This is a genomic window from Tetragenococcus halophilus subsp. halophilus DSM 20339, assembly GCF_003841405.1.
GTDB classification, from domain to species: Bacteria; Bacillota; Bacilli; order Lactobacillales; family Enterococcaceae; genus Tetragenococcus; species Tetragenococcus halophilus.
This window is the reverse complement of record NZ_PXYA01000002.1, coordinates 504,545-531,419: the sequence shown is the minus strand read 5'-3', so window position 1 is coordinate 531,419 and position 26,875 is coordinate 504,545. Positions and strand designations below refer to the sequence as shown.

Annotated in this window: 20 protein-coding genes and 1 pseudogene; 17 read left to right on the top strand and 4 right to left on the bottom strand. The window is 37.3% G+C overall.

The window, feature by feature from the left end:
* Positions 1-3: 3 nt before the first annotated feature.
* From rpoZ to gor, 13 genes are all read left to right on the top strand, one after another.
* A complete protein-coding gene (gene rpoZ, locus C7K42_RS08175) occupies positions 4-303 on the top strand; it encodes a DNA-directed RNA polymerase subunit omega (RefSeq protein ID WP_069028487.1) in 300 nt (99 codons plus the stop codon).
* Between the two features lie 285 nt (positions 304-588).
* Positions 589-2,994: a primosomal protein N' gene (priA, locus tag C7K42_RS08170; RefSeq protein WP_103099855.1), complete on the top strand. Its 2,406-nt coding sequence runs from the start codon at positions 589-591 to the stop codon at positions 2,992-2,994.
* A gap of 12 nt (positions 2,995-3,006) precedes the next feature.
* A complete protein-coding gene (gene fmt, locus C7K42_RS08165) occupies positions 3,007-3,960 on the top strand; it encodes a methionyl-tRNA formyltransferase (protein WP_069028489.1) in 954 nt (317 codons plus the stop codon).
* The gene (gene rsmB, locus C7K42_RS08160; RefSeq protein WP_061839999.1) at positions 3,950-5,308 is read left to right on the top strand and encodes a 16S rRNA (cytosine(967)-C(5))-methyltransferase RsmB; all 1,359 of its coding nucleotides are present in this window, start codon (positions 3,950-3,952) and stop codon (positions 5,306-5,308) included. Before fmt ends, rsmB begins: the two co-directional genes overlap by 11 nt.
* A gap of 4 nt (positions 5,309-5,312) precedes the next feature.
* On the top strand, positions 5,313-6,056 hold the full coding sequence (locus C7K42_RS08155) for a Stp1/IreP family PP2C-type Ser/Thr phosphatase (RefSeq protein ID WP_061839998.1): 744 nt from the start codon (positions 5,313-5,315) through the stop codon (positions 6,054-6,056).
* Complete coding sequence (pknB, locus tag C7K42_RS08150) at positions 6,049-8,295, top strand: Stk1 family PASTA domain-containing Ser/Thr kinase (protein WP_103099856.1); 2,247 nt, start codon at positions 6,049-6,051, stop codon at positions 8,293-8,295. The genes C7K42_RS08155 and pknB overlap by 8 nt, the downstream gene beginning before the upstream one ends.
* Positions 8,296-8,442: 147 nt before the next feature.
* A complete protein-coding gene (locus tag C7K42_RS08145; RefSeq protein ID WP_103083459.1) occupies positions 8,443-8,904 on the top strand; it encodes a CtsR family transcriptional regulator in 462 nt (153 codons plus the stop codon).
* Between the two features lie 19 nt (positions 8,905-8,923).
* Positions 8,924-11,416: an ATP-dependent Clp protease ATP-binding subunit gene (locus tag C7K42_RS08140; RefSeq protein ID WP_103083458.1), complete on the top strand. Its 2,493-nt coding sequence runs from the start codon at positions 8,924-8,926 to the stop codon at positions 11,414-11,416.
* A 158-nt stretch (positions 11,417-11,574) separates the two neighbouring features.
* Positions 11,575-12,270 carry an HAD family hydrolase gene (locus C7K42_RS08135; protein WP_103099857.1) on the top strand — a complete coding sequence of 232 codons (696 nt, stop codon included), beginning with the start codon at positions 11,575-11,577 and terminating at the stop codon, positions 12,268-12,270.
* A gap of 180 nt (positions 12,271-12,450) precedes the next feature.
* Positions 12,451-13,371 carry a peptidase U32 family protein gene (locus tag C7K42_RS08130; protein WP_103083456.1) on the top strand — a complete coding sequence of 307 codons (921 nt, stop codon included), beginning with the start codon at positions 12,451-12,453 and terminating at the stop codon, positions 13,369-13,371.
* A gap of 12 nt (positions 13,372-13,383) precedes the next feature.
* On the top strand, positions 13,384-14,622 hold the full coding sequence (locus C7K42_RS08125; protein ID WP_103099858.1) for a peptidase U32 family protein: 1,239 nt from the start codon (positions 13,384-13,386) through the stop codon (positions 14,620-14,622).
* A 44-nt stretch (positions 14,623-14,666) separates the two neighbouring features.
* Entirely contained in the window at positions 14,667-15,140 is a 474-nt protein-coding gene (locus tag C7K42_RS08120; protein WP_180991157.1) for a GNAT family N-acetyltransferase, read from the top strand.
* Positions 15,141-15,192: 52 nt separating this feature from the next.
* Complete coding sequence (gene gor, locus C7K42_RS08115; RefSeq protein ID WP_061839991.1) at positions 15,193-16,539, top strand: glutathione-disulfide reductase; 1,347 nt, start codon at positions 15,193-15,195, stop codon at positions 16,537-16,539.
* 114 nt (positions 16,540-16,653) lie between these two features.
* Here the strand turns inward: gor and C7K42_RS08110 are convergent, their stop codons facing one another.
* Both C7K42_RS08110 and C7K42_RS08105 read right to left on the bottom strand, forming a co-directional pair.
* A complete protein-coding gene (locus C7K42_RS08110) occupies positions 16,654-17,640 on the bottom strand; it encodes a polyprenyl synthetase family protein (RefSeq protein ID WP_103099859.1) in 987 nt (328 codons plus the stop codon).
* Between the two features lie 40 nt (positions 17,641-17,680).
* Positions 17,681-18,235 (bottom strand): Gx transporter family protein, encoded by a 555-nt coding sequence (locus tag C7K42_RS08105; protein ID WP_061839989.1) that lies wholly within the window; start codon positions 18,233-18,235, stop codon positions 17,681-17,683.
* 255 nt (positions 18,236-18,490) lie between these two features.
* Between C7K42_RS08105 and C7K42_RS08100 the strand changes: the two are divergent.
* A pseudogene (locus C7K42_RS08100) lies at positions 18,491-19,812 on the top strand (IS1380 family transposase).
* 283 nt (positions 19,813-20,095) lie between these two features.
* On the opposite strand, the gene C7K42_RS08095 reads toward C7K42_RS08100, so the two are convergent.
* Positions 20,096-22,033 carry an NAD(P)/FAD-dependent oxidoreductase gene (locus tag C7K42_RS08095; protein WP_103099760.1) on the bottom strand — a complete coding sequence of 646 codons (1,938 nt, stop codon included), beginning with the start codon at positions 22,031-22,033 and terminating at the stop codon, positions 20,096-20,098.
* A gap of 269 nt (positions 22,034-22,302) precedes the next feature.
* Between C7K42_RS08095 and pplA the strand changes: the two genes are divergently transcribed.
* The 3 genes from pplA to menA all read left to right on the top strand — a co-directional run bounded on the left by pplA (position 22,303) and on the right by menA (position 25,625).
* Positions 22,303-23,232, top strand: a complete 930-nt coding sequence (gene pplA / locus C7K42_RS08090) for an extracellular electron transfer flavoprotein PplA (RefSeq protein ID WP_103099759.1) — start codon at positions 22,303-22,305, stop codon at positions 23,230-23,232.
* A gap of 315 nt (positions 23,233-23,547) precedes the next feature.
* A complete protein-coding gene (locus C7K42_RS08085) occupies positions 23,548-24,651 on the top strand; it encodes an FAD:protein FMN transferase (protein WP_103092045.1) in 1,104 nt (367 codons plus the stop codon).
* 53 nt (positions 24,652-24,704) lie between these two features.
* Entirely contained in the window at positions 24,705-25,625 is a 921-nt protein-coding gene (gene menA / locus C7K42_RS08080; RefSeq protein ID WP_103099758.1) for a 1,4-dihydroxy-2-naphthoate polyprenyltransferase, read from the top strand.
* A gap of 43 nt (positions 25,626-25,668) precedes the next feature.
* On the opposite strand, the gene C7K42_RS08075 is transcribed toward menA, so the two are convergent.
* A complete protein-coding gene (locus C7K42_RS08075; protein WP_069028495.1) occupies positions 25,669-26,628 on the bottom strand; it encodes a biotin--[acetyl-CoA-carboxylase] ligase in 960 nt (319 codons plus the stop codon).
* Positions 26,629-26,875: the final 247 nt, after the last annotated feature.

The following is a 26,875-nucleotide window of genomic DNA, read 5'->3' as shown; positions in this document are numbered from 1 at the left end:
ATTATGATGTTAAAACCTTCAATTGATTCTTTATTAGAATCAATTAATTCTAAGTATTCCTTGGTGTTATTAGCTAGCAAACGTGCTCATGAATTAGATGCTGGCGCAAATCCGACTTTAGATAATTTTGATTCAGTTAAAAATGTTGGTAAAGCATTAGAAGAAATTGACGCCCAAACAGTGATTAATGATCCTAACCCTGAACTAAAACGGGCAAGAATTCAAATGGAAGCAGAAGAAAAACAAGCGCAAAAAGAACAAGAACAAAAAGATTTAGAAAACCGGGTGCGTGAAGATAGCTAAACTTCACTTGTTGAGGGATCGTGACTTAAGTAAAATAAGACAAAATAGCCGAACTATATTTAATGAAATTTGTTGTTTGTTGTGTATTGACGACAAGAACCTATCGAAGGTTAGCAACAATTTCTTTATAGTTCGGTTATTTATTGTTAAAGATTTTTATTACAGTTCCCTTTTTAAGAAATAAATAAGCAAGTAAAAGAAAAATAGGGCTAAACGTTAATTTTATCAGTTAATAAAGACAAACATCTGTAATTTTAGTAAAATAGACCAGAAAGGAGAAATCGCATGCCATTATTTGCAGAAGTTATTGTGGATGTACCCACCATGCAAACCGATCAACCATTTACTTATATAGTACCAGATGAGCTATTGGACGTCATTGAAGTTGGGATGCGTGTAGAAGTTCCTTTTGGCGATGGAAATCGCCATATCCAAGGCTTTGTGACTGCGCTGAGCCAAACAAGTACATATGAAGAAAAACTTAAACCAATTATTCGAATGTTGGATTTGTCTCCTGTTTTAAATCAAGAATTACTAGCTTTGGCAGATTATATGAAAGAAACAACTTATGCTTTTAAAATTACTTGCCTACAAACTATGTTGCCGAGTGTGATGAAAGCTGAGTACCAAAAAAAAATCGTGCTAAAGGATCCTTCACATCCAGCCAAACAACAGTATTTTTTAGAAAGTAATGAAATTGATTGGCAAGAAGCAGAAGAAATGGGCATACTCCGCCAACTGAAAAAATTACGGGAAGAAAATATTGTTGAACTTCGTTATGTGGTCAAAAAGAAAAACAAGGTAAAGAAAATCCGATATGTTAATAGTCTTTTGACACCAAGGAATGCAGCAGGTATTTATCAAGAAATCGACAACCGAGCGGCTAGACAAAAGCAGTTAGTTGAGTTATTAGAAAATAACGCTCATCAACCGACAGCTTTTTTTACAAAACAAGGCATTTCTACAGCTGTATTAAAGCAGGGAGAAAAGAAAGGTTGGTTGTCTTTTGAAGAAGTAGAGGCTTATCGCGATCCTCATCAAGGCAAAGTCTTTAATAAAACATCCGCCCTGTCGTTAAATAACGAACAACAACAAGCGGTAGATAAAATACTTGCGGCTGAAAAAAAAGCCAAAGATGAAGTTTTTTTGCTAGAAGGAATTACAGGTAGCGGAAAGACGGAGATCTATTTGCAGTCAATTTCAACAGTATTGGCTGCAGGCAAGACAGCCATTATGCTGGTGCCAGAAATTGCTTTAACCCCTCAAATGGTAGAACGTTTTAAAAGCCGTTTGGGAGATGCTGTCGCAGTATTGCACAGTGGTTTGAGTCAAGGGGAGCGTTATGATGAATGGCGTAAAATTGAACGTGGAGAAGCTCAAGTTGTAGTAGGTGCTCGTTCAGCGATTTTTGCGCCCCTGGAAAATATTGGTATAATTATTGTCGATGAAGAACATGAATCCTCTTATAAGCAAGATGAAGCGCCGCGTTATCATGCCAGAGATTTAGCAATATGGCGTGGGAAGTATCATCATTGTCCTGTAGTGTTAGGTAGTGCTACACCGTCTTTGGAATCTCGCGCTCGCGCGCAAAAAGATATCTATCACTTGCTTTTATTGAGTAAACGGGCGGATCCGGCAGCAAATTTACCAAGTATAGAAATTGTCGATTTAAAAAAAGAATATGAAAGAAAAAATATGAGCAATTTTTCAAAAGAATTACAAACAAAAATTGCAGATCGCTTGGAGAAAAAAGAACAATCCGTCTTAATGCTGAATCGTAGAGGGTACTCTTCTTTTGTCATGTGTCGAGATTGCGGTTATGTCCTTCCTTGTCCGAATTGTGATATTTCTTTAACCTTGCATATGGATACCAAAACCATGCGCTGTCATTACTGCGGGCATGAAGAAGGTATTCCCAAGCATTGTCCAGAATGTGGCAGTAATAAAATTCGTTATTATGGGACAGGAACGCAAAAAGTACAAGAAGAATTGCAAGAATTATTTCCAAGTGCCCGGATTTTAAGAATGGACGTTGATACTACGCGACGCAAAGGCGCACACGAACGGATCTTACAAAAATTTGGCGCACAAGAAGCTGATATTTTATTAGGGACACAAATGATCGCTAAAGGTTTGGATTATCCTAATATCACCTTAGTTGGCGTTTTAAATGCTGACACGGCTTTAAACTTACCGGATTTTCGTTCAAATGAACGTACCTTTCAGTTGTTAACTCAAGTAGCCGGGCGTGCTGGGCGGGCCGAAAAAGCGGGAGAAGTGATCATCCAGAGTTTTAACCCTGATCATCATGCGATTGTTTTAGCCCAAAAACAAGATTATGAAACATTCTATAAGCAAGAGATGTTTTTGCGACATCAAAGTGGATACTCCCCGTATTATTTTACGGTAAAAATTACTTGTAGCCATCAGGAAGAACAAATAGCTGCCAAAAAAATGTTTCAAATCGCTCAGGAATTAAAAACAGCTTTAAGTTCTGATAGTATTATTTTAGGCCCTACGCCTGCCTCTATTGCGCGAGTAAAGAACCGTTATCAGTATCAAATGATTATAAAATACAAAAAAGAGCCTGCTCTTTCTCAGATGTTGAAAAAAATCCTTGATAATTCGCAAAAAGACCAACGTAAGAGTTTATATGTAGCAATCGATAATGAACCAGTAAACTTTATTTAAAGGAGAATCCAAATGACAAAAATTGTATTTATGGGGACGCCGGAATTTTCTGTTCCTATTTTGGAAGGTTTGGTAACTGCTGGCTACGAAGTGCTAGCCGTTGTTACTCAACCTGATCGCCCTGTAGGCCGTAAGAAAAAGATTGTCGCCTCTCCTGTTAAAGAGAAAGCTTTAGCATTAGGCATTCCTATTTTACAGCCAGAAAAAATAAGTGGATCAAAAGAAATGGAAGAAATCGCAAGATTGCAGCCTGACGTTATTGTTACAGCGGCATTTGGTCAATTTTTACCTGAAAAATTATTGCAAATACCCCAATATGGCGCATTGAATGTTCATGCTTCACTATTACCTAAATATAGAGGAGGCGCTCCTGTTCATTATGCGATCATAAATGGTGAGCCTAAGACAGGCGTGTCCATTATGGATATGGTGAAAAAAATGGATGCTGGTGGTGTCTATGCACAAGAAAGCATACCAATCACATCATCTGATGATGTGGGAACAATGTTTAAGAAATTAAGCTTGCTGGGATGTGACTTATTACTTGAGGCTTTACCGCAAATTTTGGATGGGTCCTTACATTCTGTTGCACAAGATGAAAAACAAGTGACTTTTGCACCTAACATTAAGCCAGAAGAAGAAGCGATCGACTGGCAACAAACAGCAACTGAAATAGATCAAAAAGTCAGAGGAATGCGACCTTGGCCGATTGCCTATACCACTTATCAAGAGAACCGCTGGAAGATTTGGAAGGTTTCTCCTGTAGAAGAACGAACAAATGAAAAACCCGCTACGATTGTTCGAAATGAAAAGGCTCAATTATGGATCGCATGTGGGCAGCAAACGGTTCTGGCAATTGAAGAATTACAACCTGCCGGAAGAAGTAAACAAAAGATTGCCAACTTTTTAAACGGTGCAGGTAAAAACATAGCTCTTGGAGAACAGGTGGGACAAAATGAGTCATGATGCGAAAAAGACTGTTCGTTTTGCGGCCTTACAAGCGCTAGAAAGAATTCAAAAAGGCGGTGCTTATTCTAACTTACTTTTAAACGAAGAAATTAAAAAAGGGCAACTGAGTGCTAAAGATAGCCGATTGTTGACTGAACTTGTTTATGGAACTGTGAGTCGCCAACTATTGCTGGAGTTTTACTTGAAACCCTTTATTGCAAATGCAAAAAAAATAGACGCTTGGGTAAAATTACTTTTAGAATTATCGATATATCAGCTGTATTTTCTTGACCGAATTCCTGATCATGCGATTTTAAATGAAGCGGTCGATATTGCCAAAGTTCGTGGAAATGTAGGGATTGGTAAGTTTGTTAATGGTGTGTTACGTAATATTAAACGGCAAGGTTTACCGGATACTGCGACAATAGATGATCCAATCAAACGTTTAGCCACACAAATTTCTATGCCACAATGGCTAACTAAACGATTAGTAGAAGAAATAGGTATGGAACAAACCAAACAATTAGGAATCTCCTTATTTTCTCCAAGTCAAGTAAGTTTAAGAGTAGATACACGTAAAATGACGCGAAAACAGGCCATAGAAAATTTAGCCCAAGAAGGAATCGAAGCTATAGAAAGTACTATTTCTGAATATGGTATTATAGCAAAGAAAGGTTTTGTCGCAAAAAGTCAGTTGTTTCATGATGGCTTATTGACGATTCAAGATGAAAGCTCTATGCTGGTAGCACCAGCTCTACAAATTGAAAATAAGCATCAAGTACTGGATGCCTGCGCTGCTCCAGGCGGGAAGACTACGCATATTGCTTCATTTTTAGCTGCGCAAGAACATGGACAAGTCACTGCACTTGATATTCATAAACAAAAAGTACGGTTAATTGAAGAAAATGCTATTCGAATGCATGTTGAAGATGTGGTAAAAGCTAAGGAGCTAGATGCTAGAAAAGTAAATGATACATTTGCTCAATCTTCATTTGATCGAATTTTGGTTGACGCGCCTTGTTCTGGCTTAGGCTTGATGCGTCGTAAACCAGATATAAAATATGTAAAAAAACCGGAAGATTTACAAAGTTTAAGCGCGATTCAGTTAGAGATTTTGGAAAGTGTTGCTCCAAGCTTAAAACCTTCAGGAATATTAGTTTATAGCACATGTACGATTTTACCAGAAGAAAATCAAGAAGTGGTTAAACAGTTTTTACAAAAACATCCTGAATTTGAATTGATACAAGTGACTGTGAATGAAAAACTAAATGCTAGTTTGAAAGAAAAAATGTTAACAATATTTCCGCATCAATATTATACGGACGGTTTTTTTATCAGTTGTTTACGGAAAAAAACGATGAGGTGAAGGAATGGAAATCAGTTTTCAAAGCGACGTAGGAAAAATACGAAATACGAATCAAGATTACGTTGGTGTATTCGAAAACAAAAAAGGCTATACGCTTGCGATGTTGGCTGACGGTATGGGCGGTCATCAAGCTGGTGATGTTGCTAGTAAAACGGCAGTCAATGAAATTGGAAGACAATGGGAAAAAAATAAAATCACAGACAGTGAGAAAGCCGCTAAGTGGTTAGTTAAAACAATTCAAGAGGAAAATGCTGCGATCTATCAAGCTGGCCAAGCGACACCTGAATTCGCTGGTATGGGGACTACAATTGAAGCAGTCGCTGTTTTTGAAGATGATTTTACTGTTGCCCATGTGGGAGATAGTCGGATTTATACTTTACTTGAAAAGCAATTGATTCAACTAACAGAAGACCATTCTCTGGTTAATGAGTTAGTCAAAACAGGTGAAATTTCAAAAGAGATGGCTGCCAATCATCCACAGAAAAATATTGTGACACAATGTGTTGGAATGCCGGGTACAATTGAAGTAGATGTATCCTCGCATCTGATTGATGCTAAAGATTATTTGCTTTTGTGCTCGGATGGTTTGACTAATATGGTGTCTGAAGAAGAAATTGCTCAACTTATTTTAAAGAATCCGAACGCTGAAGAAGCGGTGGAAAAAATGATTGATGCTGCCAATGATCGTGGGGGCCTTGATAATATTACTGCGCTTATGATCAGCTTTGGAGGTGTTGCTGATGCTTGATATTGGCAAGAAACTGAGTGGTCGATATCTAATTAAAGGCAACGTTGGCATGGGCGGAATGGCCAATGTCTTTTTAGCTGATGATTTGATTTTAGACCGAGAAGTTGCCATTAAAGTTTTGCGTTATGATTTTCAAAATGATCAAGACGCCATTCGTCGTTTTCAAAGAGAAGCGCTAGCCGCCACCGAGTTAGTCCATCCCAATATTGTTTCCGTTTATGATGTAGGAGAAGAAGACGGAATGCAGTATTTAGTTATGGAATATGTTAAGGGAATGGATTTAAAACGTTACATCCAGACGCATTATCCTATGGACTATTCGGCTGTTATCAACATAATGCAGCAGATCCTTTCTGCAGTTGCTTTAGCCCACGAGCATCGAATCATCCATCGGGACTTAAAACCGCAAAATATTTTGCTAAATGACGAAGGCGTGGTAAAAATCACTGACTTTGGCATCGCGATTGCCCTATCAGAAACATCGATCACGCAAACAAATAGTATGTTAGGTTCAGTGCATTACCTTTCACCTGAACAAGCAAGAGGGAGTATGGCGACAAGTCAATCTGATATTTATGCTATTGGTATTATTTTATATGAGATGTTGACAGGTAGTGTGCCTTTTGATGGTGAATCTGCAGTCACTATTGCTTTAAAACATTTTCAAGATGAAATTCCTTCATTGAGAGAACGTGATGAAAGTATACCGCAAGCGCTGGAAAATGTAGTGTTAAAAGCAACAGCTAAAGAACCTACAGATCGTTATAAAACGGTTGAAGAAATGAGTAAAGACTTAGAAACAGTTTTATCGCCAGAGCGTCAGAACGAAGCAGCTTGGCATCCGCAAGCAATGAACAATGACACAAAAATAATAACGCCAATTACAGATAACCCTCTCTCTAATAATGAAGAAGAAAATACAGAAGCTGCTAAAGCAACTGAAGAAGATGAAAAGAATAAAAAACCTAAGAAAAAGAAGAAAAAATGGTTAATTTTTTTAGCGATTTTTGTTGCGATACTCGCTATGATCGGCTTGGGCACGTATCTTTCTTTGGCTGGTTCAAGAGACGAAGTAGCTGTGCCAGAAGTCGCCGGTCTTACGGAATCCGCGGCTAGAGAAAAACTACGCGAAAGTGGGGTACAAGCGGCTGCTCAGACAAGAGAACATCCTAGTGATGATCAAGAAGAAGGACGGATCGTTAAAACGAGTCCCCAAGAAGGCGCCGAGATCAAGCAAAGCCAAGAAGTGGTTTTATATATCAGTTCTGGCAGTCCAGAAGTAGAAATGGATGATTATACAGAACAAACTTATGAAGACGCACTAGACAAACTAAAAGAATTAGAATTTAAAGAAAGTAATATTTCTTCAGAGGAAGAATTTAGTGATTCAGTCCCAGCAGGACAAATTATTAGTCAAACGCCTGATGAAGGAGAAGAAGTGGTGCCGGAAGAAACCGAAGTATCATTTGTTATAAGTAACGGTCCTGCGCCGGTATCTATGGTTAATTTTATTGGCAGTACAGAAGATGCAGCTAGAAGTAGCTTGCAAGGGATGGGTCTAGAAGATAATTCAGTAGAAATTCAGCAAAGTTATAGCGAGCAAGCAAGCGGAACGATTATTGACCAAACGCCAAGCGAAGGTGAAGAAGTAATCCCCTCAGATACACCTATTGTTTTTTCTGTAAGTGCTGGACAAGAGCAAGTTGAAATTCCTGATGTAAAAGGAGATTCTGAAAATAAAGCAGAAGAAAAACTGGAAGACGCTGGTTTTAAAGTGGAAAAGGAAGAAGAATTTGACGATTCTGTTGATGAAGGAGATGTTATCAGTACAGATCCTTCGGCTGGTTCTACAGAAGATAAGGGTAGTACAGTGAATATGGTTGTTTCAAAAGGTGAGGAAGAAGAGCCTGAGACAAAGAAATTTACGGTGGATGTAGAAGCTTCCTTTAAAGGTAACGACGACAGTGAAGATAGCAATAGCAGTGAAGATACTGAAGATAGTGAAGATGAAAAAGATCAAGGCTCATCGAGTCAGACAATTACGGTCTGGCTTACAGATACAGATCATGATAATGAGCAATATGAACAGATTGTTTTAGACTCAGAAGATGATAAAGAGACAATTAGCGTCCCTGTTACCGTTGAAGAAGGCGACCAAGCCACAATTGCTGTGCAACGTGATGATGAAGAAAAGGTTAGCCGTGAGGTAGATGAAGCTGAAACTGTACAGGTACCTTAATTTAGATAAAAGACGAACGATAAACAAATATCGTTCGTCTTTTATTTTTTGCTAAGTATTTGATAATAACAAGACCTTATCCTTTCCAAGTAAGGAAAAATTCGTTATAATAAAGGTCAATAATAGTCAAAGGAGGGTCACGAGCAGATGAGTCATCAAAATACTTCTGATATGATTGAAGCTTATTTAAAGAAGATTCTGGAAGAAAGCGAGATGATTGAAATTCGTCGCGCTGAGATGGCAGATTTATTCAATTGTGTACCTTCACAAATCAATTATGTCATCAATACACGTTTTACTGTACAACGAGGTTATACCGTTGAAAGTAAACGAGGTGGTGGTGGCTATATTCGAATTGAAAAAGTTCAAATTTCTAATTATCACCAATTTTTAGAACAAGTGAACCAATTATTTGACCAATCACTCTCAGAAAAAGATGGAATAGCAATTATTCAGAAATTATATGAAGAAGGGATTCTTTCTAGAAGAGAAGGTAATTTATTATTAGTAACAGTTAGTAAAGTAGCTTTAGGAAAATCAGTTAAAGAAGAAAACATACGAGCAAATATTATGCATGGCGTACTAGAACGATTGAGCTATGAATTATAAAGATAGGAAGTGAAAAATTATGGACGAACTATTTACTCAGCGTGCTAAAGAAGTATTACAAATCGCCCAAGAAGAAGCAAAACGTTTTAAACATCAAACCGTAGGATCAGAACACGTTTTACTAGCCTTACTAATTGAACCCAATGGTATTGCTGGGAAAACATTACGTGAAATGAATGTTAATGAAAATGATATTCGCGAAGAAATTGAACACTTAACAGGTTATGGCACGATGACTAGTTATCCGGTAAGTGGCTATTTACCTTATTCGCCAAGAGCTAGACAAATTTTTGCCTATGCAGGTGATGAAGCGAAGCGTTTAGGCTCATCACAAGTTGGTACAGAACACTTACTTTTAGGCTTATTACGTGATGAAGAAATCCTAGCTTCACGTATTATGTTGAACTTAGGCCTAAGTTTAGCGAAAATGCGTCAACTCTTAAAGAAAAAAATGGGTGTGAACCAAAATAAAAGTGCAAATGGTGCAAACCGACGTCGTCCAGCTCAAGGAAGACAGCAACAAGCACAAGAAGGCACGCCAACCTTGGATTCACTTGCACGTGATTTAACAAAATTAGCACGCGAAAAACGTTTAGACCCTGTTGTTGGTCGTAATAAAGAAGTGAAGCGTCTTATTCAAATATTAAGTCGTCGTACCAAGAATAATCCTGCCTTGGTAGGTGAACCAGGTGTTGGTAAAACAGCGATTGCTGAAGGTTTAGCGCAAAAAATTAATAATGGCGAAGTTCCGCAAGATATACAGTCAAAACGGCTAATGATGTTAGATATTGGTGCATTAGTTGCTGGAACAAAGTATAGGGGCGAGTTTGAAGATCGCATGAAAAAAATTATTGATGAGATTTATCAAGATGGACAAATTATTTTGTTTATTGATGAATTACACACTTTAATTGGTGCTGGAGGAGCAGAAGGTGCCATCGATGCTTCTAATATCTTAAAACCAGCACTTGCTCGTGGCGAGTTACAAACCATTGGAGCGACAACTTCTGATGAGTATCAAAAATATATTGAAAAGGATTCAGCATTAGAACGACGTTTTGCTAGAGTACAGGTAGACGAGCCAACACCTGATGATGCAGTAGAAATCTTAGGAGGACTACGGGCTCGCTATGAAAAGCATCATAACGTTGAAATTACTGATGAGGCATTACGAGCTTGTGTTCAGTTTTCTGTTCGTTACATTAATGGAAGACAATTACCGGATAAAGCAATCGACTTAATGGATGAGTCAGCAGCTAAAGTTCGTTTGGACCAGTCGGATGAAGTTTCAGAAACAGCTGTCGTTCAAGATCAATTGCTGGAAGTGACAGAAGAAAAAGAAGCAGCGATTAGAAATCAAGATTTTGAAAAAGCAGCTAGTTTGCGCAAACAAGAGCAAGCACTGAACAAACAACTTCAAGAGGTATCTTATAAAGAAGCTAAAGCAGCTTCTGGTTTTACCGATAAAGTGACAGAAGAAGATGTTGCCGCTGTTGTGTCACAATGGACAGGTGTACCGCTAGAGCAAATGGAGAAAAAAGAAAGTCAACGTTTACTAGATTTGGAAAAAGATCTGCATGAACGTGTTGTCGGACAAGATGAAGCAGTAAATGCAGTAGCTCGTTCTATTCGTCGTGCTCGTAGTGGATTAAAAGATCCAAATCGTCCAATTGGTTCTTTCATGTTTTTAGGACCAACAGGCGTTGGGAAAACTGAACTAGCTAAAACATTGGCTGAATCAATGTTTGGTGAAGAAGATGCTTTGATTCGGTTAGACATGAGTGAGTATATGGAAAAATATAGTACGAGTCGTTTGATCGGTTCACCTCCAGGTTATGTTGGTTATGATGAAGGAGGTCAATTAACCGAAAAAGTTCGTTCGAAACCTTATTCTGTAATTTTACTTGATGAAGTTGAAAAGGCGCACCCAGAAGTCTTTAATACCTTATTACAAGTATTGGATGATGGTCAATTGACAGATTCAAAAGGACGTTCTGTTGATTTTCGTAATACGATCTTGATTATGACCTCAAACATCGGTGCTCGAGAAATACGTGAAGAAACAAATGTTGGCTTCAATGTAGTAGATGTTAAACAAGATCATGAAGCTATGCAAAAACGTATCCTAGAAGAATTGAAAAAAGCATTCCGTCCAGAGTTCTTGAACCGCGTTGATGAAACCATCGTGTTCCGTTCGTTAGAAAAAGATGAAATCCATGAAATTGTAAAAATTATGAGTAAATCTGTTGTTAAACGTATGGAAGAACAAGATATTCAACTTAAAATCACACCGGCAGCTATCGATGTGATTGGCGAAGCCGGGTTTGATCCGGAATATGGGGCTCGACCGATTCGCCGTGCTTTGCAAAAAGAAATTGAAGATCGCTTAAGTGAAGCGTTGCTATCTGGAGAAATTTATTTCGGTAGTCGTGTCACGATAGGTGCTTCAAAGGGTAAAATTACCTTGAATGTAAAAGAGCCAAAGAAAGAACAAACATTGCAAGAAGTATAGTTGACTGAATAAAGATGTTGGCTAGCACGTAGGAAGCTGAGCTCCCTACGTGCTTTTTTAGGCTCATAGAATAAAATTTTTATTCAAAAAAGCTATTTTGCTTTTTATTTAAAAGTTCTTTATAATAAATAATCGAAAATAAATGATAGGAGTAAAAAATGACGTCAGTACTTTTTGATTTAGACGATACATTATACGATCAGTTAGAACCGTTTAAAAAAGCTGTCCAAAAAAATTTTCTTTTTCCTACTTCTCAAATAGAAGATTTGTACTTATTTAGTCGAAGCTTTGCCGATGAAGTATTTCCTTTGACGCATACAGGAGAAATGAAGCTAGAAGATATGTATGTTTATCGTATGCAAAACGCGTGTGCACAATTTGGTATGCAATTAACATCAACGCAAGCACTACGATTTCAAGAGGATTATAAATATTTTCAAGGACAAATAGAACTGTTTGCAGACGCTAAAAGGGCACTTTCCTATTGTACACATCATAATATTTCCCTTGGATTAATTACTAATGGACCGACTAACCATCAATGGACAAAAATTCAACAATCGGGATTGTTACATTGGGTTTCAGCAGGAAATATTTTTATTTCTTCGACTGTAGGTTTTAGTAAGCCGGATATTCATTTATTTGAGTATGTAGAACAAAGTATGGGGCTAAGTAAAAAAGAGACCTATTATATTGGCGATTCCTATGAAAATGATATAGATGGTGCTAAAAACGCTGGTTGGAAAGCCATTTGGTTTAATCACCGGGGGCGTAAAAAACCCCAATCACAGTTTGTGTTTGACCAAGTATTAAAGCGAAAGTCTTCTTTATATGAAACGATCCAAACCTTGTAGAAACATCATCTTTTTGCAGTTTTGCTAGTTTAGTGTAGTGCGAAATTGCGATCTTTTATATAGATTATGCGTAGCTTAAAGATAGTTAACTGAAAATAATAAGCATGCTCGTGAAGTGTTACACTTATTGTGTTGGAAAACAAGCTAGCTTGTGATAGCATGTGAAAGAGGAGAGAGCATATGATTGAAATAATTGCAACAGTAGAATCTGTTTATCAAGCAACTGAGATCTTACCTAGTGTTGATACCATTATCTTTGGTGAAGAAAAGTTTGGGTTACGTTTACCCTACTCTTTTTCAAAGAGTGAACAAAAGGAACTTGTGGCACTTGCTCATGAAGCAGGGAAACAAGTAATGGTTGCTGTTAATGGGATTATACATCCAGATAAAATGAAAGATATCCCGAAATATCTGCGTTTTTTAAAAAGCATTCATGTAGATAAAATATCATTAGGCGATCCTGGAATTATTTTTGTAATGCAACAGCAACCTGAACTGGCGCTTCCTTTTATTTATGATGGACAAACTCTAGTAACTAGCGCCCGGCAGGTCAATTTTTGGGGGAGAAAGGGCGCTAACGGTGCTGTTTTAGCGCGTGAAGTTCCCTTTATAGAAATGAAAGAAATGGCAGTCCATTTAAATATTCCAACGGAAGTATTAGTTTATGGCGCTACTTGTATCCATCATTCGAAGCGTTCACTTTTACAAAATTATTTTCATTATACTAAACAAGACGAAGTAGAGGACAAATCACAAAATCTTTTTTTATCTGAAGAAAAACGTGAAAAAACTCACTATTCAATTTATGAGGACAACCACGGCACCCACATTTTTGCCAATGATGACATTTGTTTGATGAATGAGTTACCTGAACTGGCGGCAAACGGTTATCAAACTTGGAAACTTGATGGCATATTTACTCCTGGACAGAATTTTGTAGAAATTATTCAATTATACGATACTGTTAGAAAAGAAATTGAAAAAAATACTTATACTACAAGGCAAATAGCTCACTATGCTTCTCGAGTGAATCAACTACATCCAGTGCATCGAACATTATCCACTGGCTTTTATAATATAAATCCAGAAAAGATCAAATAAGGGGTAATAAAAGTGACGATAAAGCAAATATTAAAAAGACCAGAAATTTTAGCGCCAGCTGGCACTTTGGAAAAATTAAAGACTGCAATTAACTACGGAGCGGATGCTGTTTATATTGGAGGAAATGCTTATAGTTTACGGAGTCGAGCAGGTAATTTTTCTTATGAAGAGATGACAGAAGGGGTTCGTTTTGCTAATAACCATAATGCAAAGGTTTATGTAGCAGCGAACATGATAACACATGAAGCTAATCAAGCAGGCGCTGGGGATTTTTTTCGAAAAATTCGCGATATAGGAGTCGCAGCTGTGATTATTTCCGACCCAGCTTTAGTTGAAATTTGTATTACTGAAGCACCAGGGCTAGCTGTTCATCTTTCTACACAAGCGTCTGCAGCAAATTATGAAACATTGGAATTTTGGCGCAATGAAGGCTTGGAGCGTGTTGTTTTAGCACGTGAAATTTCAATGAAAGAAGTGGCAGAGATTCGTCAGCATACCTCAGTTGAACTTGAAGCTTTTATTCATGGTGCGATGTGTATTTCTTATTCAGGTCGATGTACTTTATCCAATCATATGTCAATGCGAGATGCTAATCGTGGCGGATGTTCGCAATCTTGTCGTTGGAAATATGACTTATTTGATCTGCCTTTTGGTACAGAACGTAATTATTTCACTGAGAGTAAGAAATCAGAAAAATTTTCAATGAGCGCTGTAGATTTATCAATGATAGAACACTTGCCTGATCTTATTCAAAATGGCGTTGATAGTTTGAAAATTGAGGGGAGGATGAAATCTATTCACTATGTTTCAACAGTAGCTAATGTTTATAAAAGGGCGGTTGATAGTTACATGGCTGATCCAAAACACTATAGTTGTCAACAAGAATGGATTGATGAGTTATGGAAGGTTGCGCAGCGTGAGTTATCCACTGGATTTTATTATCATATACCGACAGAAAATGAACAATTATTTGGTCCACGGCGAAAAATTTCACAATACAAATTTATTGGTGAAGTGATTAGCTATGATAAAGATACACAAATTGCTACCATAAGACAGCGTAATGTTTTTAATCTAGGGGATCGTATTGAGTTTTACGGACCAGGAATGCGTCATTTTACCCAGCAAGTGGCAGAAATGCATAATGAGCAAGGTGAATCAATTGGACGTGCACCGCATCCTATGATGATACTAACAATGCCAGTGAAACAAGCAGTACAAGTGGGAGATATGATAAGAAAACAAAAGTAGTGGTGAACATACTACGATTTTATTAGAAAAAGAGGAATTTTGTTATGGATATAGAGATTCATAGGTTACGGCATATAGATAGCACTCATTATAAACTACTCTTAGAGGCGGATCCTTCTGAGAAAATCGTTGAAGATTATTTATCGCGTGGTTTTTGTTTTGCGGCGCAAAAAAAGCAAAAGTTGCTAGGGATAATTCTATTATTACCGACTAAGCCAAAGACCTTAGAAATTGCGAATATAGCTGTACAAAAGAGTTTCCGTGGACAAAAAATCGGGCAACAACTTATTTTATTTGCCCTGTCTTTTGCTAGGAAAAATCAATATAAGCTAGTGGAAATTGGGACAGGTTCGACCGGTTTTGAGCAACTATACTTATATCAAAAGTGCGGTTTCCGTATGACATATATTGCGCGTGACTTTTTTATTAACCACTATGCAAGGCCTATTATTGAAAACGGCTTACAGTTGAAAGACATGGTGCGTTTAAGTCAAACAGTTCAGTATCTTGACGGATAGATGCGGGAGTGATAGCTTTATTCTTAGACAGAAAATATCAGAGGAGGATACCATGGAAACATATGATTATATCGTCGTTGGCGGCGGAAGCGGTGGCATTGCCTCTGCAAATCGCGCTGGTATGCATGGCGCTAAGGTATTACTAATTGAAGCCGATGAGGTTGGCGGGACTTGTATCAATGTTGGTTGTGTACCTAAAAAAGTAATGTGGCAAGCAAGTGATATTTATCAAACCGTCCAAAGAGATGCACCAAGTTACGGTCTTCAAGTAAAGGATAAAACTTTTGATTTTAAAACCTTGGTTAAAAACCGAAGAGACTATATTGACTTTTTACATGGTGCTTATAAAAGAGGTTTTGATAATAACGGTGTAGAACTATTAAAGGGATATGCACAGTTTATAGATGGTCACACAGTTGAAGTAGAAGGCAAGCAATATACAGCTCCCCATATTTTAATCGCAACTGGGGGACACGCTACTAGCTTAGATGTTCCAGGTGGTGAATATGCAATTGATTCAGACGACTTTTTTGACTTAGAAGAAGCTCCTCAACATATGATTGTTTTAGGAGGAGGCTATATCGCCGCTGAACTTGCAGGGGTAATTAACGGGCTAGGAAGTAAAGTTTCCTGGGCTTTTCGTAATGAACGTCCTCTTAGAAAGTTTGATGCAATGTTAGCTGATAATCTAGTACAAGAATATGAAGAAGAAGGCGTGTCTCTTTATAAAGAAAGCGTACCTTCAGCTATTGATAAAAATAGTGAGCAGTACACTGTTACTTTTGAAAATGGTGCAAAAATTACAGGAGACTGCGTATTATTTGCTGGAGGAAGGAAAGCCAATGTGCAAGGTTTTGGCTTAGGCAATACCGAGGTAAAACTAGATGAACGGGGTTTTATTCAAGTAGACAAGTACCAAAATACAACAGCTGATGGGATTTATGCTATTGGTGATGTGATCGGTAAATTGGAGTTGACCCCAGTAGCGATCGCAGCTGGACGCCGACTTTCTGAACGTTTGTTTAATGGTCAAACTGAACTTTACTTAGATTATAACTTTGTTCCTAGTGTTGTATTTACACATCCGCCTATTGCTACAATCGGTTGGAACGAAGATCAAGCACTGGAAAAATATGGTAAAGATGAAATCAAAGTATATCGTTCACGTTTTACTCCAATGTACTTTGCATTAAATGACTATAGACAAAAATGTGAAATGAAACTTGTTTGTTTAGGAAAAGAAGAAAAAATTATCGGTTTACATGCTATAGGAGTAGATGTAGATGAAATGCTGCAAGGATTTGCTGTTGCTGTGAAAATGGGGGCAACTAAAGCTGATTTTGATAATACAGTAGCTATCCACCCGACCGGAGCTGAAGAATTTGTTACAATGACTTAAACTTATAAAACAATAAAATTCACCAAGGACTTGAATAGTCATCTCAAGTCCTTGGTGAATTTTTTAGCAAAAACAAAAAAGTTTCACGTGAAACTTTTTATGATAGATCACCTACTAATTTGTTCGAGTTAACAGTGTTTCTGTAAGTTGATATAAAGTGACTTTAGTATTCTGGGAATCATTGGGTAGATTTTCAATTTTTTTTAACGCATTTTGCGTGTAGGTATTTGCTAGTTGTTGAGCTTTAGCTACACCGCCCAATTCGTTAACTAACTGGTACACTTTTTGTTTATCAATTTGTGTCATTTGTTCTTTTTTTTCTAACAATGGGACTAATTGTTGGCGATCTGCGTGTAAAGCATAGATCAATGGTAAAGTATACACGCCTTGCTGCACATCCTTTAGTACCGGTTTACCAAGTCCCTCTCCATTTTGAGTATAGTCCAAAATATCATCAATGATTTGAAAAGCCATCCCGATTTGATGGCCAATGTCTGAAACATTTTTGGCAAATAATTGACTACTTCCACTTTCAAATGCACCAACGGAACAACTTAAAGCAAATAGTTCTGCTGTTTTTCCTGAAATATTTGCTAAATACTCTTCGACGGTAATTGCTAGATTATAATGATCTGCCATTTGTCCTAATTCGCCAGTTAAAATATTTTCCATACTGCTCGCATTTTTTTGCAAGCTACGTAAAGTTCCAGTATAGCCAGACATCAATTTAAAGCAGGCCACAAAAAGATAATCTCCAGCGTAGACAGCAGTATTATTGTCAAAAGCTGCACTGATTGTTGGCAGGTTCCGTCTTAAAGAAGCGTCATCTACAATATCATCGTGAATCAATGTAGCTGTGTGCAACATTTCGATAGCAGCTGCCAGTGCGATAGCTTTATTTCGATCTTGTTTGGGACCAAATTGTGAAAAAAGAAGTTGATAAGCTGGACGTAGTAATTTACCTCCCGCCCCGATCATCTCCAATAAAGCTTTTCTAACGGATTTATTCTTCAGTTGGATGGAATCTTCCATTAGTTTTAAGGTTTCTGTTAATTCAGATTGTAATTGTGGATAGTTATTCCATATAGGGTGAAGTTTCATAGCTAGCTCCTTTGTTTCAAAAACAATCCGCAATAAATAGTTAATACATCGACCATTTTTCCTGCGTCTGTTGTTCATGTTCATTTTGAAAGCGTCGTAAAGTGTCGACGCGTCTTAATAAATAATTTGCAGCGATACCAATAGCAATTCCTGATAAGATACCTAAAAAAGATAAGATGGGTAAATAAAGTAGGACGCTCCATGTTTGAGCAATAAAAGAGGCGGTAAGAAGTTGTCCGACGTTATGCATAAAGCCTCCTGTCGCACTGATACCGATAATGCTAACATATTTCGGACCTATTTTTTTAACCAACAGCATGCCAAAGTAACTCAGCATTGCACCGCTCATGCTATATAAAAAAGTTGAAAGGGTCCCCCCTAAAAGAGTGGTCAAAATTAAACGTAAGCAAACCAGCAAAAAACTATCTTTTTTTGACATCGTAAATAAGGCAATTATTGTAATTAAATTTGCTAAGCCTATTTTAGCGCCAGGTGCAAAAGCAAACGGGTAAGGGATCATATTTTCGATAAGACCGAGAACTACCCCTTGGGCAATCAAAAGTGATATAAAAATGATTTTTCTCAAATGACTCATAAAGTAACGATCAGACGAATCGTCATTGTCCCTCCTGTCTTGTTGTTAACCCCTTTATCAACCGTCTCTTTTAGATTGTAATTTTTTATCTTATATTTTATCCTGAATGATTTATAAATTTTTCCCAGGATCATTCAATCCTTGGCATGTGCTTTTTTCTAAAGGTTGAGTTGCTTCACCTTCTGGGTGTACAAAAAGAACGCACTTCGTGTTATTGTAAAGTCAACGAAACATAACAATAAGGAGTGCGTTCTTATGTCTTTCACTTTACAACAAAATTCTCTTACATTCAATAAGCAAAAAGCCATCTTGATCGCCAATGACGGTGGCACCTTAACCAATGACGCGGGGCTCGTCTTACTTTCGGAGTTTCTAAATCAAATTCGTTTTGATTCCCTGTTAGCGCAATACGTTCATATTCCAGAGTATCGTGCCTTCGCCCAACATGAATGGCTGGATGTCGTAAAACAATGGCTATATCAATTGATCGCTGGTTATTCTCGAGACCGAGACGCCAATACCTTACAATATGATCGCCTTTTTAAGGAAGCATTGAAACAAGAACGCCTTAGTTCGCAATTTATGATGTCTACTTTGCTTCATACCTTGACAGAAGAAAATGTTAATCAACTATTACAAGTGGCGAAAAAACTTGGCGATTTAGGCATGGACCAGCAAAACAGCCAACAACTCGTGCTTGATCTGGATTCCACCTGTTGTCCCACTTACGGAAAGCAAGAAGCAGGGGAATATATTTACCACTATGGCCTCAATGGGTATCATCCATTTGTGGCATTTGAAGGTTTAACCGGATTGGCATTAGATGTTCGCCATCGTCATGGCAAATCTTATACCTCCACCCACGCCGAAGATTATCTCGTAGAAATGTTGGCGCATTACCAACAACATTCGAGTGATCCCACAATGCTTGTACGCGGGATAGTGGCTTTGCCAAACCGGAAATTTATAAACAATGTGAGTGTCGAGGCGCCCATTATGTGATTAAATTGAAAAATAACGTACGGTTGATTCATTATGCGCAACATCTTGTCCAATATACCAACGGTACGGACTACACAAAGTCCGAACATCAATATTTTAAGATGGCTTATCAAGCAGATTCTTGGGACCGATCTCGAACAGTAGCCATCAAGGCTACTCGAAAAGCCGAAACTTTACTTTTTTCCGAATTTCAATTTGTGGTGACCGATTTCGCTCATCTTTCGCCCCAAACCATTTTTCAGCTCTATCAAAAACGAGGGAATATGGAAAACTTCATTAAAGAAATGAAGACCGGATTTTTCGCTGATAAAACGGACAGTCCTTCCTTTTTAGCGAATAAGGTTCGCTTAGCCCTAAGTTTTATCGCCTATAATATCATCCACTTGATGAAACAGCTGACTTTTCCGCAAGAGAAAAAGACGACGGTGATTGACACGATCCGTTTTCAACTATTTCATATTGCTGGAAAAGTCACAGAACACGCGCGTCAAGTGCAAATTCACTTATCAAGTACGAATGTTTACAACACGCTTTTTTGGGAAGTCCTTACACGAATTCAGCGATTGAATCTCTAGTTTACTTTTCCCCTTTTCCTCTTGATAAAAAAGGCTTGGCTTTCATTCTCTAGGAAGAATTTTATCTTTTTTTAGCGTCGTTCGATCATCCCTTTCTATTCTTTATTCAAAAGCGGCGATAAAAAGGGAAAATAACATAAAAGTCACCTCGTTGAACAGTCGAATGCGTTATCCACAAATTTTTATAAATCATTCAGGTTTATTTTAGCATAATAAAAGATGCTGTGATTTATATTCTTTTAAAAATGGCTGGAACTTTTTAGAGGTCCCAGCCATTTTTATTTTATTTTTGCCCGTATAATGATTTAGGAGTACCATAGCGCCATTTTCCTAATGTACGTTGTAACCATGGAATGACCCAGTGATCTAATCCCAGTGCGCGTCCGGAACCATTCATTAAGGCAAAGGCTACGGGGATAAACCAGATATTTACCCAGTAGAACATTCCTGATAAACAAAAAGTTGCTACAAGAATAATTGTTGCTCCACTAAATAACCAAGTAAATAAACCAGCCATTAAACAAAGGGCAATACCGATTTCCACAAAAACCATCATTTTTTGGAAAAACATCGCAACTTCCATATTAGGCATGATTATCTTCATAATATTCATAAACCATTCTGGAGAGTTTTCGATGACCGCCATAGGTTCTTCTCCATAAGCATAACTTAAACCAAAAATGGTGTTTCCTGCTTCAACGGCTGCGTCGGCACCTGCGTCAGTTGCGCCACTAGCTGCATCAGCTGCTTCGCTTGCACCAGAAGCTGCATCTGTTAATGATTGATAGTCCCATGTCCAAGGAAATACACTGTCTCCTTCAAACCAGGAGCCTTCACCAAACCAAGTACTTGGAGTAAACCACTTGCCGTCACCTACAATTTTCTTGAAGGCTTCTAAAAACCAAACTAAACCATAAAACACACGTAAAGGAACGCTCCACAACACATTGCTGTTACGCGAAGTATGGCCACGGGCTACATTACGGTCGTCTTTAACACGGAAAAATTCATGCATGATGTATTGGAACATGTAATATCCTGTACGAATATCAAAGAAATATTTCAAATTGACGATATGTTTCATTATCATAGCAAGAAAGCCGCTTAAATGGATCTTATCAAAAAGATTAGCGACACCCCACTTAGCTCCGACAGAAACCATAAAACCTTGGTAATTTCCCTTAAATTTAGGGCTTTGTCCACCGTTTATTGAACTGATAATATGCGTCGCAGCTGTGTGTCCAGTTTGTTCGGCTGCTTGTACGATTTGTGGTGTTGGTGTGTTGGAGAATTCTTCATAATAAACTAAATCCCCTACAATATAAATATTCTTATCTTCATAGCCTTTTGCTTGCATATATTCATTTGCAACTAAGCGATTCCCACGAGCTGTTTCTAGTCCGAAATCAGCAGCATCTGAAGTTCCTTTGACACCTGCTGTCCAAATTAGTGTATGAGTAGCAACTGTTGATCCGTCTTTTAATTTGATATGATCAGGACTTACTTCAACAATCGGTGAATTTATCATGATATCTACATTTTTCTTTTTCATATAACGTTCTGCTTTTGCTGCGTCACTTCGTTTCAGCATGTTTAGAATCGTTGGCAGAGCTTCAACAACTTTTAAGTTAATTTCACTAGGATCTAACTTATTATCTTTGGCAAGTCGTTCTTTCCAATCGACTAGCTCACCGATCATTTCGATACCAGTAAATCCAGAGCCACAAACGACAAAGGTAAGCATTGCTTTTCGAAGTTTGGCGTCAGGTTCTAAAGCAGCTTTTGCTACAGTTTTTTCTATATGTTCACGAATGCGCAAGGCATCTTCAAAAGACCAAAGGGTAAAACCATTTTCTTTAACACCAGGTGTACCAAAATCATTTGGTTCACCGCCCATACCAATAATTAAATGATCAAAAGGGTATTGTCCATTTTTGGTTTGAACGGTTTTTGTATCTTTGTCAATGTTAGTCACAGTGTCTGTTACAAGTTGCACATTTTTCTTACGACAAAAAAGACGTTGTAAATCATACTGGATTGCATTTGGCTCAACCCTTGCAGCAGCTACTTCATGAAGTTCAGTCATCATTGTATGGTAAGAATGACGGTCGATCAAAGTGATCGAGACATCATCATTTTTTTTAAATTTTTTAGCCATAAATTTTGTAGCTGAGACACCTGCATAGCCTGCACCAACAACAACAATATTTTGCTTAGCCATTGGAAATCTCTCCTTCAATAAATGAAATAATAATTACATAATCGTTCTCATTATATAGTTAAATTCTTCATTTGTCTAAGACTTTTTTAAAAATTTCACAAAAAAATTTTCTTATTTATATATTTTCACGTACAAAAGCAGAAGAATTTTTACTATTTTTTCGCAGATTTTTAAAGAAACGGTTGACTTATTTCAAAATTAATATAAAATGTTAAGTGAATCACAAACTTCTTTGTGAAAAATAATATAAGGGTAAGGTGGGTAAAAAAATGGAAACAAGAAAGTTTATGACAGGGGTTGCTGCATTAGCATTTTCTACAATTGTTTTAGGTGCATGTTCAGCAGATGAGGCCAACGAAGGAAACGGGGAAGATGCTTCACAAACTACTTCAACTGAAGAAAGTGCTGATTCATCTGAAGAGACTGAAGTGGTATCAGGAGCTTCATTGCAAGATGGTACTTATTCATTGAAAGAGCTAAATGACGATAACGGATATCACGTTGAATTTTCGATTACCACAGAAGATGGTGAAATCACAGAATCAGATTATGATTATGTGAATGAAGATGGAGACTCAAAACAAGATGATGAAGAATACAATGAAAATATGAAAGAAGAATCTGGAGTTTCTCCTGAAGAGTTTATTCCACAATTAAATGAGAATCTTGTAAGTGAACAAAATCCAGAAAGTGTTGAAGTTGTGTCAGGTGCAACACATAGTGCTCATGCTTTCCAAAATTACGCTCAACAATTAGTACAAGCAGCGCAAGAAGGAAATACTGATGAAATCGAAATTGATAATGGCGCTGAACTACAAGATGGCACTTATAATTTAGAAGAGCAAAACTATAATAACGGCTATCGTGCAGTATTCTCAATTGAAGTAGAAGATGGTAAGATTACTGAATCAAACTTCGATAATGTAGATGAAGACGGTAATTCTAAAAAAGATGATGAAGAATACAATGAAACAATGAAAGATGAATCAGGGGTTAGTCCAGATGAATATATCGACACTTTAAATGATGAATTTGTTGAAACAATGGATGATGACGAAGCTGCACCTGGTGATGTTGAAGTTGTATCAGGAGCAACCCACAGTTCTGAATCATTTATTCTTTATGCTGAGCAATTAGTAAATGCTGCTGAAAAAGGTGACACAGATACAATCGAAGTTGATAACTTTGTTGAAGAATAATTGTTGAAGCAAGTTAAAAAGGGGTTGGGACATTATGTTTCGACTCTTTTTTGCTGCGAATCACTACGATTCAACGACCAAGAGGAGTTGAAAGTAGATCCTTCAAGGCCTTAGCGACTTGTCGCTTAGACCTTGATGAGATCGAAGCGTAAGCGAAGTGATGAGCAGTACTAGGGCGAACGAAGGCGAGGCGTAGTGTCCGAATTATTTTGCAGGAGTAAATTGTAGTAAATAACTAGCTAAATTTATTAACGATCTTTTCATTCTGGGAAAAACAGGCTATGATAAGTAAATGAAGAGAAAGTGGAGGTTATTATGAAAAGAAAAATAGGCGTTCTTCTTACACTTTTTGTTGTATTTATCTTTAGTGCAGCTTGCAGTAGTGAAGAAGAGACTGATCAGTCAATAGAAGCTTCATATGCTCAAGGAATGAAAAAAGAACCTTATACACAAGAAGAATTTTTACTAGGAACGTACACACGTATCCGTGTTTTTGATGAAGATAAAGAAGATGTATTACAACCTGCTTTTGATCGGATTAAAGAGTTAGAAGGTAAGATTACAATTAACCAGTCTGGTTCTGAAATTGATGAAATTAATGAAAATGCAGGGGAAAAACCAGTAAAAGTATCAAAAGATATCTATGATTTATTAAAACAAGCACGTGATTACAGTGAGGAATCTGACGGTGGTTTTAATTTGATGATTGGTGCGATTACACAACTTTGGCGCATTGGTTTTGATGATGCTCGTAAACCGTCACAAGATGAAATTGATGAAGCACTAAAACATGTGGATTATAACGATATAGTCTTTGATGATGATGAACAAACAGTTTATCTAGAAGATGAGAATGCAATTATTGACTTGGGTGCGATCGCTAAAGGCTATATAGCTGATGAAGCAGTCGCAGTGCTAAAAGAACATGATGTGAAGTCAGCCATCGTTGATTTAGGCGGTAATATTTATGTTGTTGGTCATAGTAATCGTGGAGAAAATGAAGATTGGACTGTAGGAATACAGGATCCTAATGACGAACGTGGCTCTGTTTTAGGTTCGATCAAGGAATCTGATAAAACAATCGTTACTTCGGGAATTTATGAACGCTATCTGGAAGTAGACGGAGAAAGTTATCATCACCTTTTTGATTCTGAAACGGGCTATCCTTATGATAATGATATTGCCAGTGCAACGGTTATCACTGATAAATCGATTGATGGCGATGGTTTGACTACAGTTATCTTTGATAAAGGGGTCAAAGATGGTTTGCAATATATAGAAGATAATACACCTGAAGGTACTTCAGCGGTTTTTGTGACAAAAGAAGATAGGGTGTATATGACAGAAGATATTGAAGATAGTTTTGAGTTGGACGAAGACTCGGGTTATTCCTTAGGTGGTAGAAACGAGTTACAGTAAATAGTGGTTTAGGAGTAGGATATGTCTTTAAAAGTTTTTTTGAAGTTGTTGAAATTAAGACAAAGGTAGCTAGCATATTTCCTTTTATTATGGGGATTCTTTTTTCAATTTCTTACTTTCAAGAATTTCATTGGGGATACACATTATTGTTTTTCATCGGAATGATCATTTTTGATATGACCACAACGGCTATCAATAATTATATGGATTTTAAAAAAGCGCAATCTCAGACTTATAAATATCAAGAAAATGTGATAGGACGAGAGCGATTATCAGTTGTAAAGATTCAACGGATGATTTTATCTATGCTAACAGCGACCTTAGTCATTGGCTTGATTTTAATTGTCCAAACGGGTTGGTTGATGCTTGTTATGGGGGGCGTTGTGTGTTTTATCGGTGTTTTTTATACTTATGGTCCGATTCCATTATCTCGCATGCCGCTAGGAGAATTGTTTAGCGGGGTAACTATGGGCTTAGGCATTTTTGCTATAACTATTTATCTTAACACTATTGAACAAAAGGTTTTTTACCTTACACTTGATTTTACCGAGGGAAATTTTTCACTTTCAGGACAACTATGGGGAATCTTAGCTCTGATTTGGGCTTCTCTTCCTTTAATTTTTACGATCGCCAATATTATGCTTGCCAACAATTTACGCGATATAAAGACAGATGTTAAAAATCATCGTTATACCTTAGTATATTATATTGGAAGTGCTAGCGGAACACTGCTATTTCAAGGATTAATGTATGCTTGCTATGTGACGATTGTTATTGGTTTGATTTTTGGTATTTATACTTGGCCAATTCTCATCATTTTTCTTACTTTTCCTAAAATTTCTCGTAATTTAAGGGAGCATGAAAAAAGTCTGCCTCAGCCAAAGAGTTTTGCTTATGCAATCAAAAACATGGTCTTATTCAATAGTAGCTATGCACTGGGATTATTACTTTGTATTTTTTGGCGAGTAATGTAAAAACAAGCAGCTGAATGCTACTAGTGTGTTCAGCTGCTTGTTTTTAATAAATAGCTTCTAAACTAATTTCACCAGAAGAAAGAGTTTTAACCCCTTGGCTGGTCTGGACGATCAGTTCTCCAGTATCAGAGATTTCTGTAGCCTTCCCGCTATAAGTGACCCCTTGTTGCTTAAACTGCACTCTTTTACCTAATACAAATGATTTTTTACGATAAATATTGATATATTCTTTATCAGGTAAAGCCTCAAGTAATTCAAAAAAGTATTGCCAAATTAATTGAATCAATTGGTTGCGTGTTATAAGAGGAGCTTTTTGAGAAAAAATAGCGCCAGCTTTTGTCTGTATATTTTCAGGGAAACTTTGGGCGGGAATTGAAAAATTAATACCACAACCTAAGGTTACATGTTTAATACGTCCAGTTTCAAAATCACTGGTTGCTTCAGATAAAATACCGCAGATTTTTTTCCCGTCTAAATAAATATCATTCACCCATTTAATTTGTGTTTGTTTCCCCGTGTAATGGTCGATTGCTAAACTCACAGCAACGGCAGCCAAAATTGTATATTGGGGTAATTCTTCAAAAGTTTGGTTGGGCGTTAATAATAAACTCATATAGATTTGTCCAGCAGGTGAAAAAAATGGTCGACCAAAACGGCCATGTCCTCCTAGTTGTTTTTCTGCAATGAAAAGAGCGGGTGTTGGTTGTTGGGCCATAGCGGCAACTTTAGCATCATCCATTGTTGAATTAGTTTCTTCTTTAATAAAGATGGAGGACGTCGGCAAAGCTTGGCTACTTATCAACTCTTTTTCAAGAACGTCTGAAGTTAAATAGCGATATCCATTAGGGAGATGCTCAATCTGATAACCCATTTTTTCTAATTCTCGTACAGCTTTCCAAACAGCCGTACGAGAAACTTCTAAGTTGTTGGCTAGTTTTTCACCAGAGATAATTCCCTTATCCTGTCTCAGAATAGTTAATATTTGTTGTTTGGTTGAACCCATGAGTACAAACCTTCCTCTATAAACTTTTTTACTAAGTATATCGATTTAAAAATGATTACACAATCAAGAAATGTCATTATAAAAAAGTTTATCCAAAACCTTGACGAATATATTGGAATTATGTATAATAAATAGATGCAAAAACTATCTGAAAATAATGAGCAGGAACGAAATATTGTCCGTTCCGGCTTGGGAATAAAGAAACAAAAGTAGAAACTCATGAATATGTTGTTCTATTTTTGGTTTT

What these genes read in the sequence shown, in the direction of transcription:
- rpoZ (WP_069028487.1), top strand. Translation starts at nt 4, where the DNA reads ATGATGTTAAAACCTTCAATTGATTCTTTATTAGAATCAATTAATTCT.
- priA (WP_103099855.1), top strand. Translation starts at nt 589, where the DNA reads ATGCCATTATTTGCAGAAGTTATTGTGGATGTACCCACCATGCAAACC.
- fmt (WP_069028489.1), top strand. Translation starts at nt 3,007, where the DNA reads ATGACAAAAATTGTATTTATGGGGACGCCGGAATTTTCTGTTCCTATT.
- rsmB (WP_061839999.1), top strand. Translation starts at nt 3,950, where the DNA reads ATGAGTCATGATGCGAAAAAGACTGTTCGTTTTGCGGCCTTACAAGCG.
- C7K42_RS08155 (WP_061839998.1), top strand. Translation starts at nt 5,313, where the DNA reads ATGGAAATCAGTTTTCAAAGCGACGTAGGAAAAATACGAAATACGAAT.
- pknB (WP_103099856.1), top strand. Translation starts at nt 6,049, where the DNA reads ATGCTTGATATTGGCAAGAAACTGAGTGGTCGATATCTAATTAAAGGC.
- C7K42_RS08145 (WP_103083459.1), top strand. Translation starts at nt 8,443, where the DNA reads ATGAGTCATCAAAATACTTCTGATATGATTGAAGCTTATTTAAAGAAG.
- C7K42_RS08140 (WP_103083458.1), top strand. Translation starts at nt 8,924, where the DNA reads ATGGACGAACTATTTACTCAGCGTGCTAAAGAAGTATTACAAATCGCC.
- C7K42_RS08135 (WP_103099857.1), top strand. Translation starts at nt 11,575, where the DNA reads ATGACGTCAGTACTTTTTGATTTAGACGATACATTATACGATCAGTTA.
- C7K42_RS08130 (WP_103083456.1), top strand. Translation starts at nt 12,451, where the DNA reads ATGATTGAAATAATTGCAACAGTAGAATCTGTTTATCAAGCAACTGAG.
- C7K42_RS08120 (WP_180991157.1), top strand. Translation starts at nt 14,667, where the DNA reads ATGGATATAGAGATTCATAGGTTACGGCATATAGATAGCACTCATTAT.
- gor (WP_061839991.1), top strand. Translation starts at nt 15,193, where the DNA reads ATGGAAACATATGATTATATCGTCGTTGGCGGCGGAAGCGGTGGCATT.
- C7K42_RS08110 (WP_103099859.1), bottom strand. Translation starts at nt 17,640, where the DNA reads ATGAAACTTCACCCTATATGGAATAACTATCCACAATTACAATCTGAA.
- C7K42_RS08105 (WP_061839989.1), bottom strand. Translation starts at nt 18,235, where the DNA reads ATGAGTCATTTGAGAAAAATCATTTTTATATCACTTTTGATTGCCCAA.
- C7K42_RS08095 (WP_103099760.1), bottom strand. Translation starts at nt 22,033, where the DNA reads ATGGCTAAGCAAAATATTGTTGTTGTTGGTGCAGGCTATGCAGGTGTC.
- pplA (WP_103099759.1), top strand. Translation starts at nt 22,303, where the DNA reads ATGGAAACAAGAAAGTTTATGACAGGGGTTGCTGCATTAGCATTTTCT.
- C7K42_RS08085 (WP_103092045.1), top strand. Translation starts at nt 23,548, where the DNA reads ATGAAAAGAAAAATAGGCGTTCTTCTTACACTTTTTGTTGTATTTATC.
- C7K42_RS08075 (WP_069028495.1), bottom strand. Translation starts at nt 26,628, where the DNA reads ATGGGTTCAACCAAACAACAAATATTAACTATTCTGAGACAGGATAAG.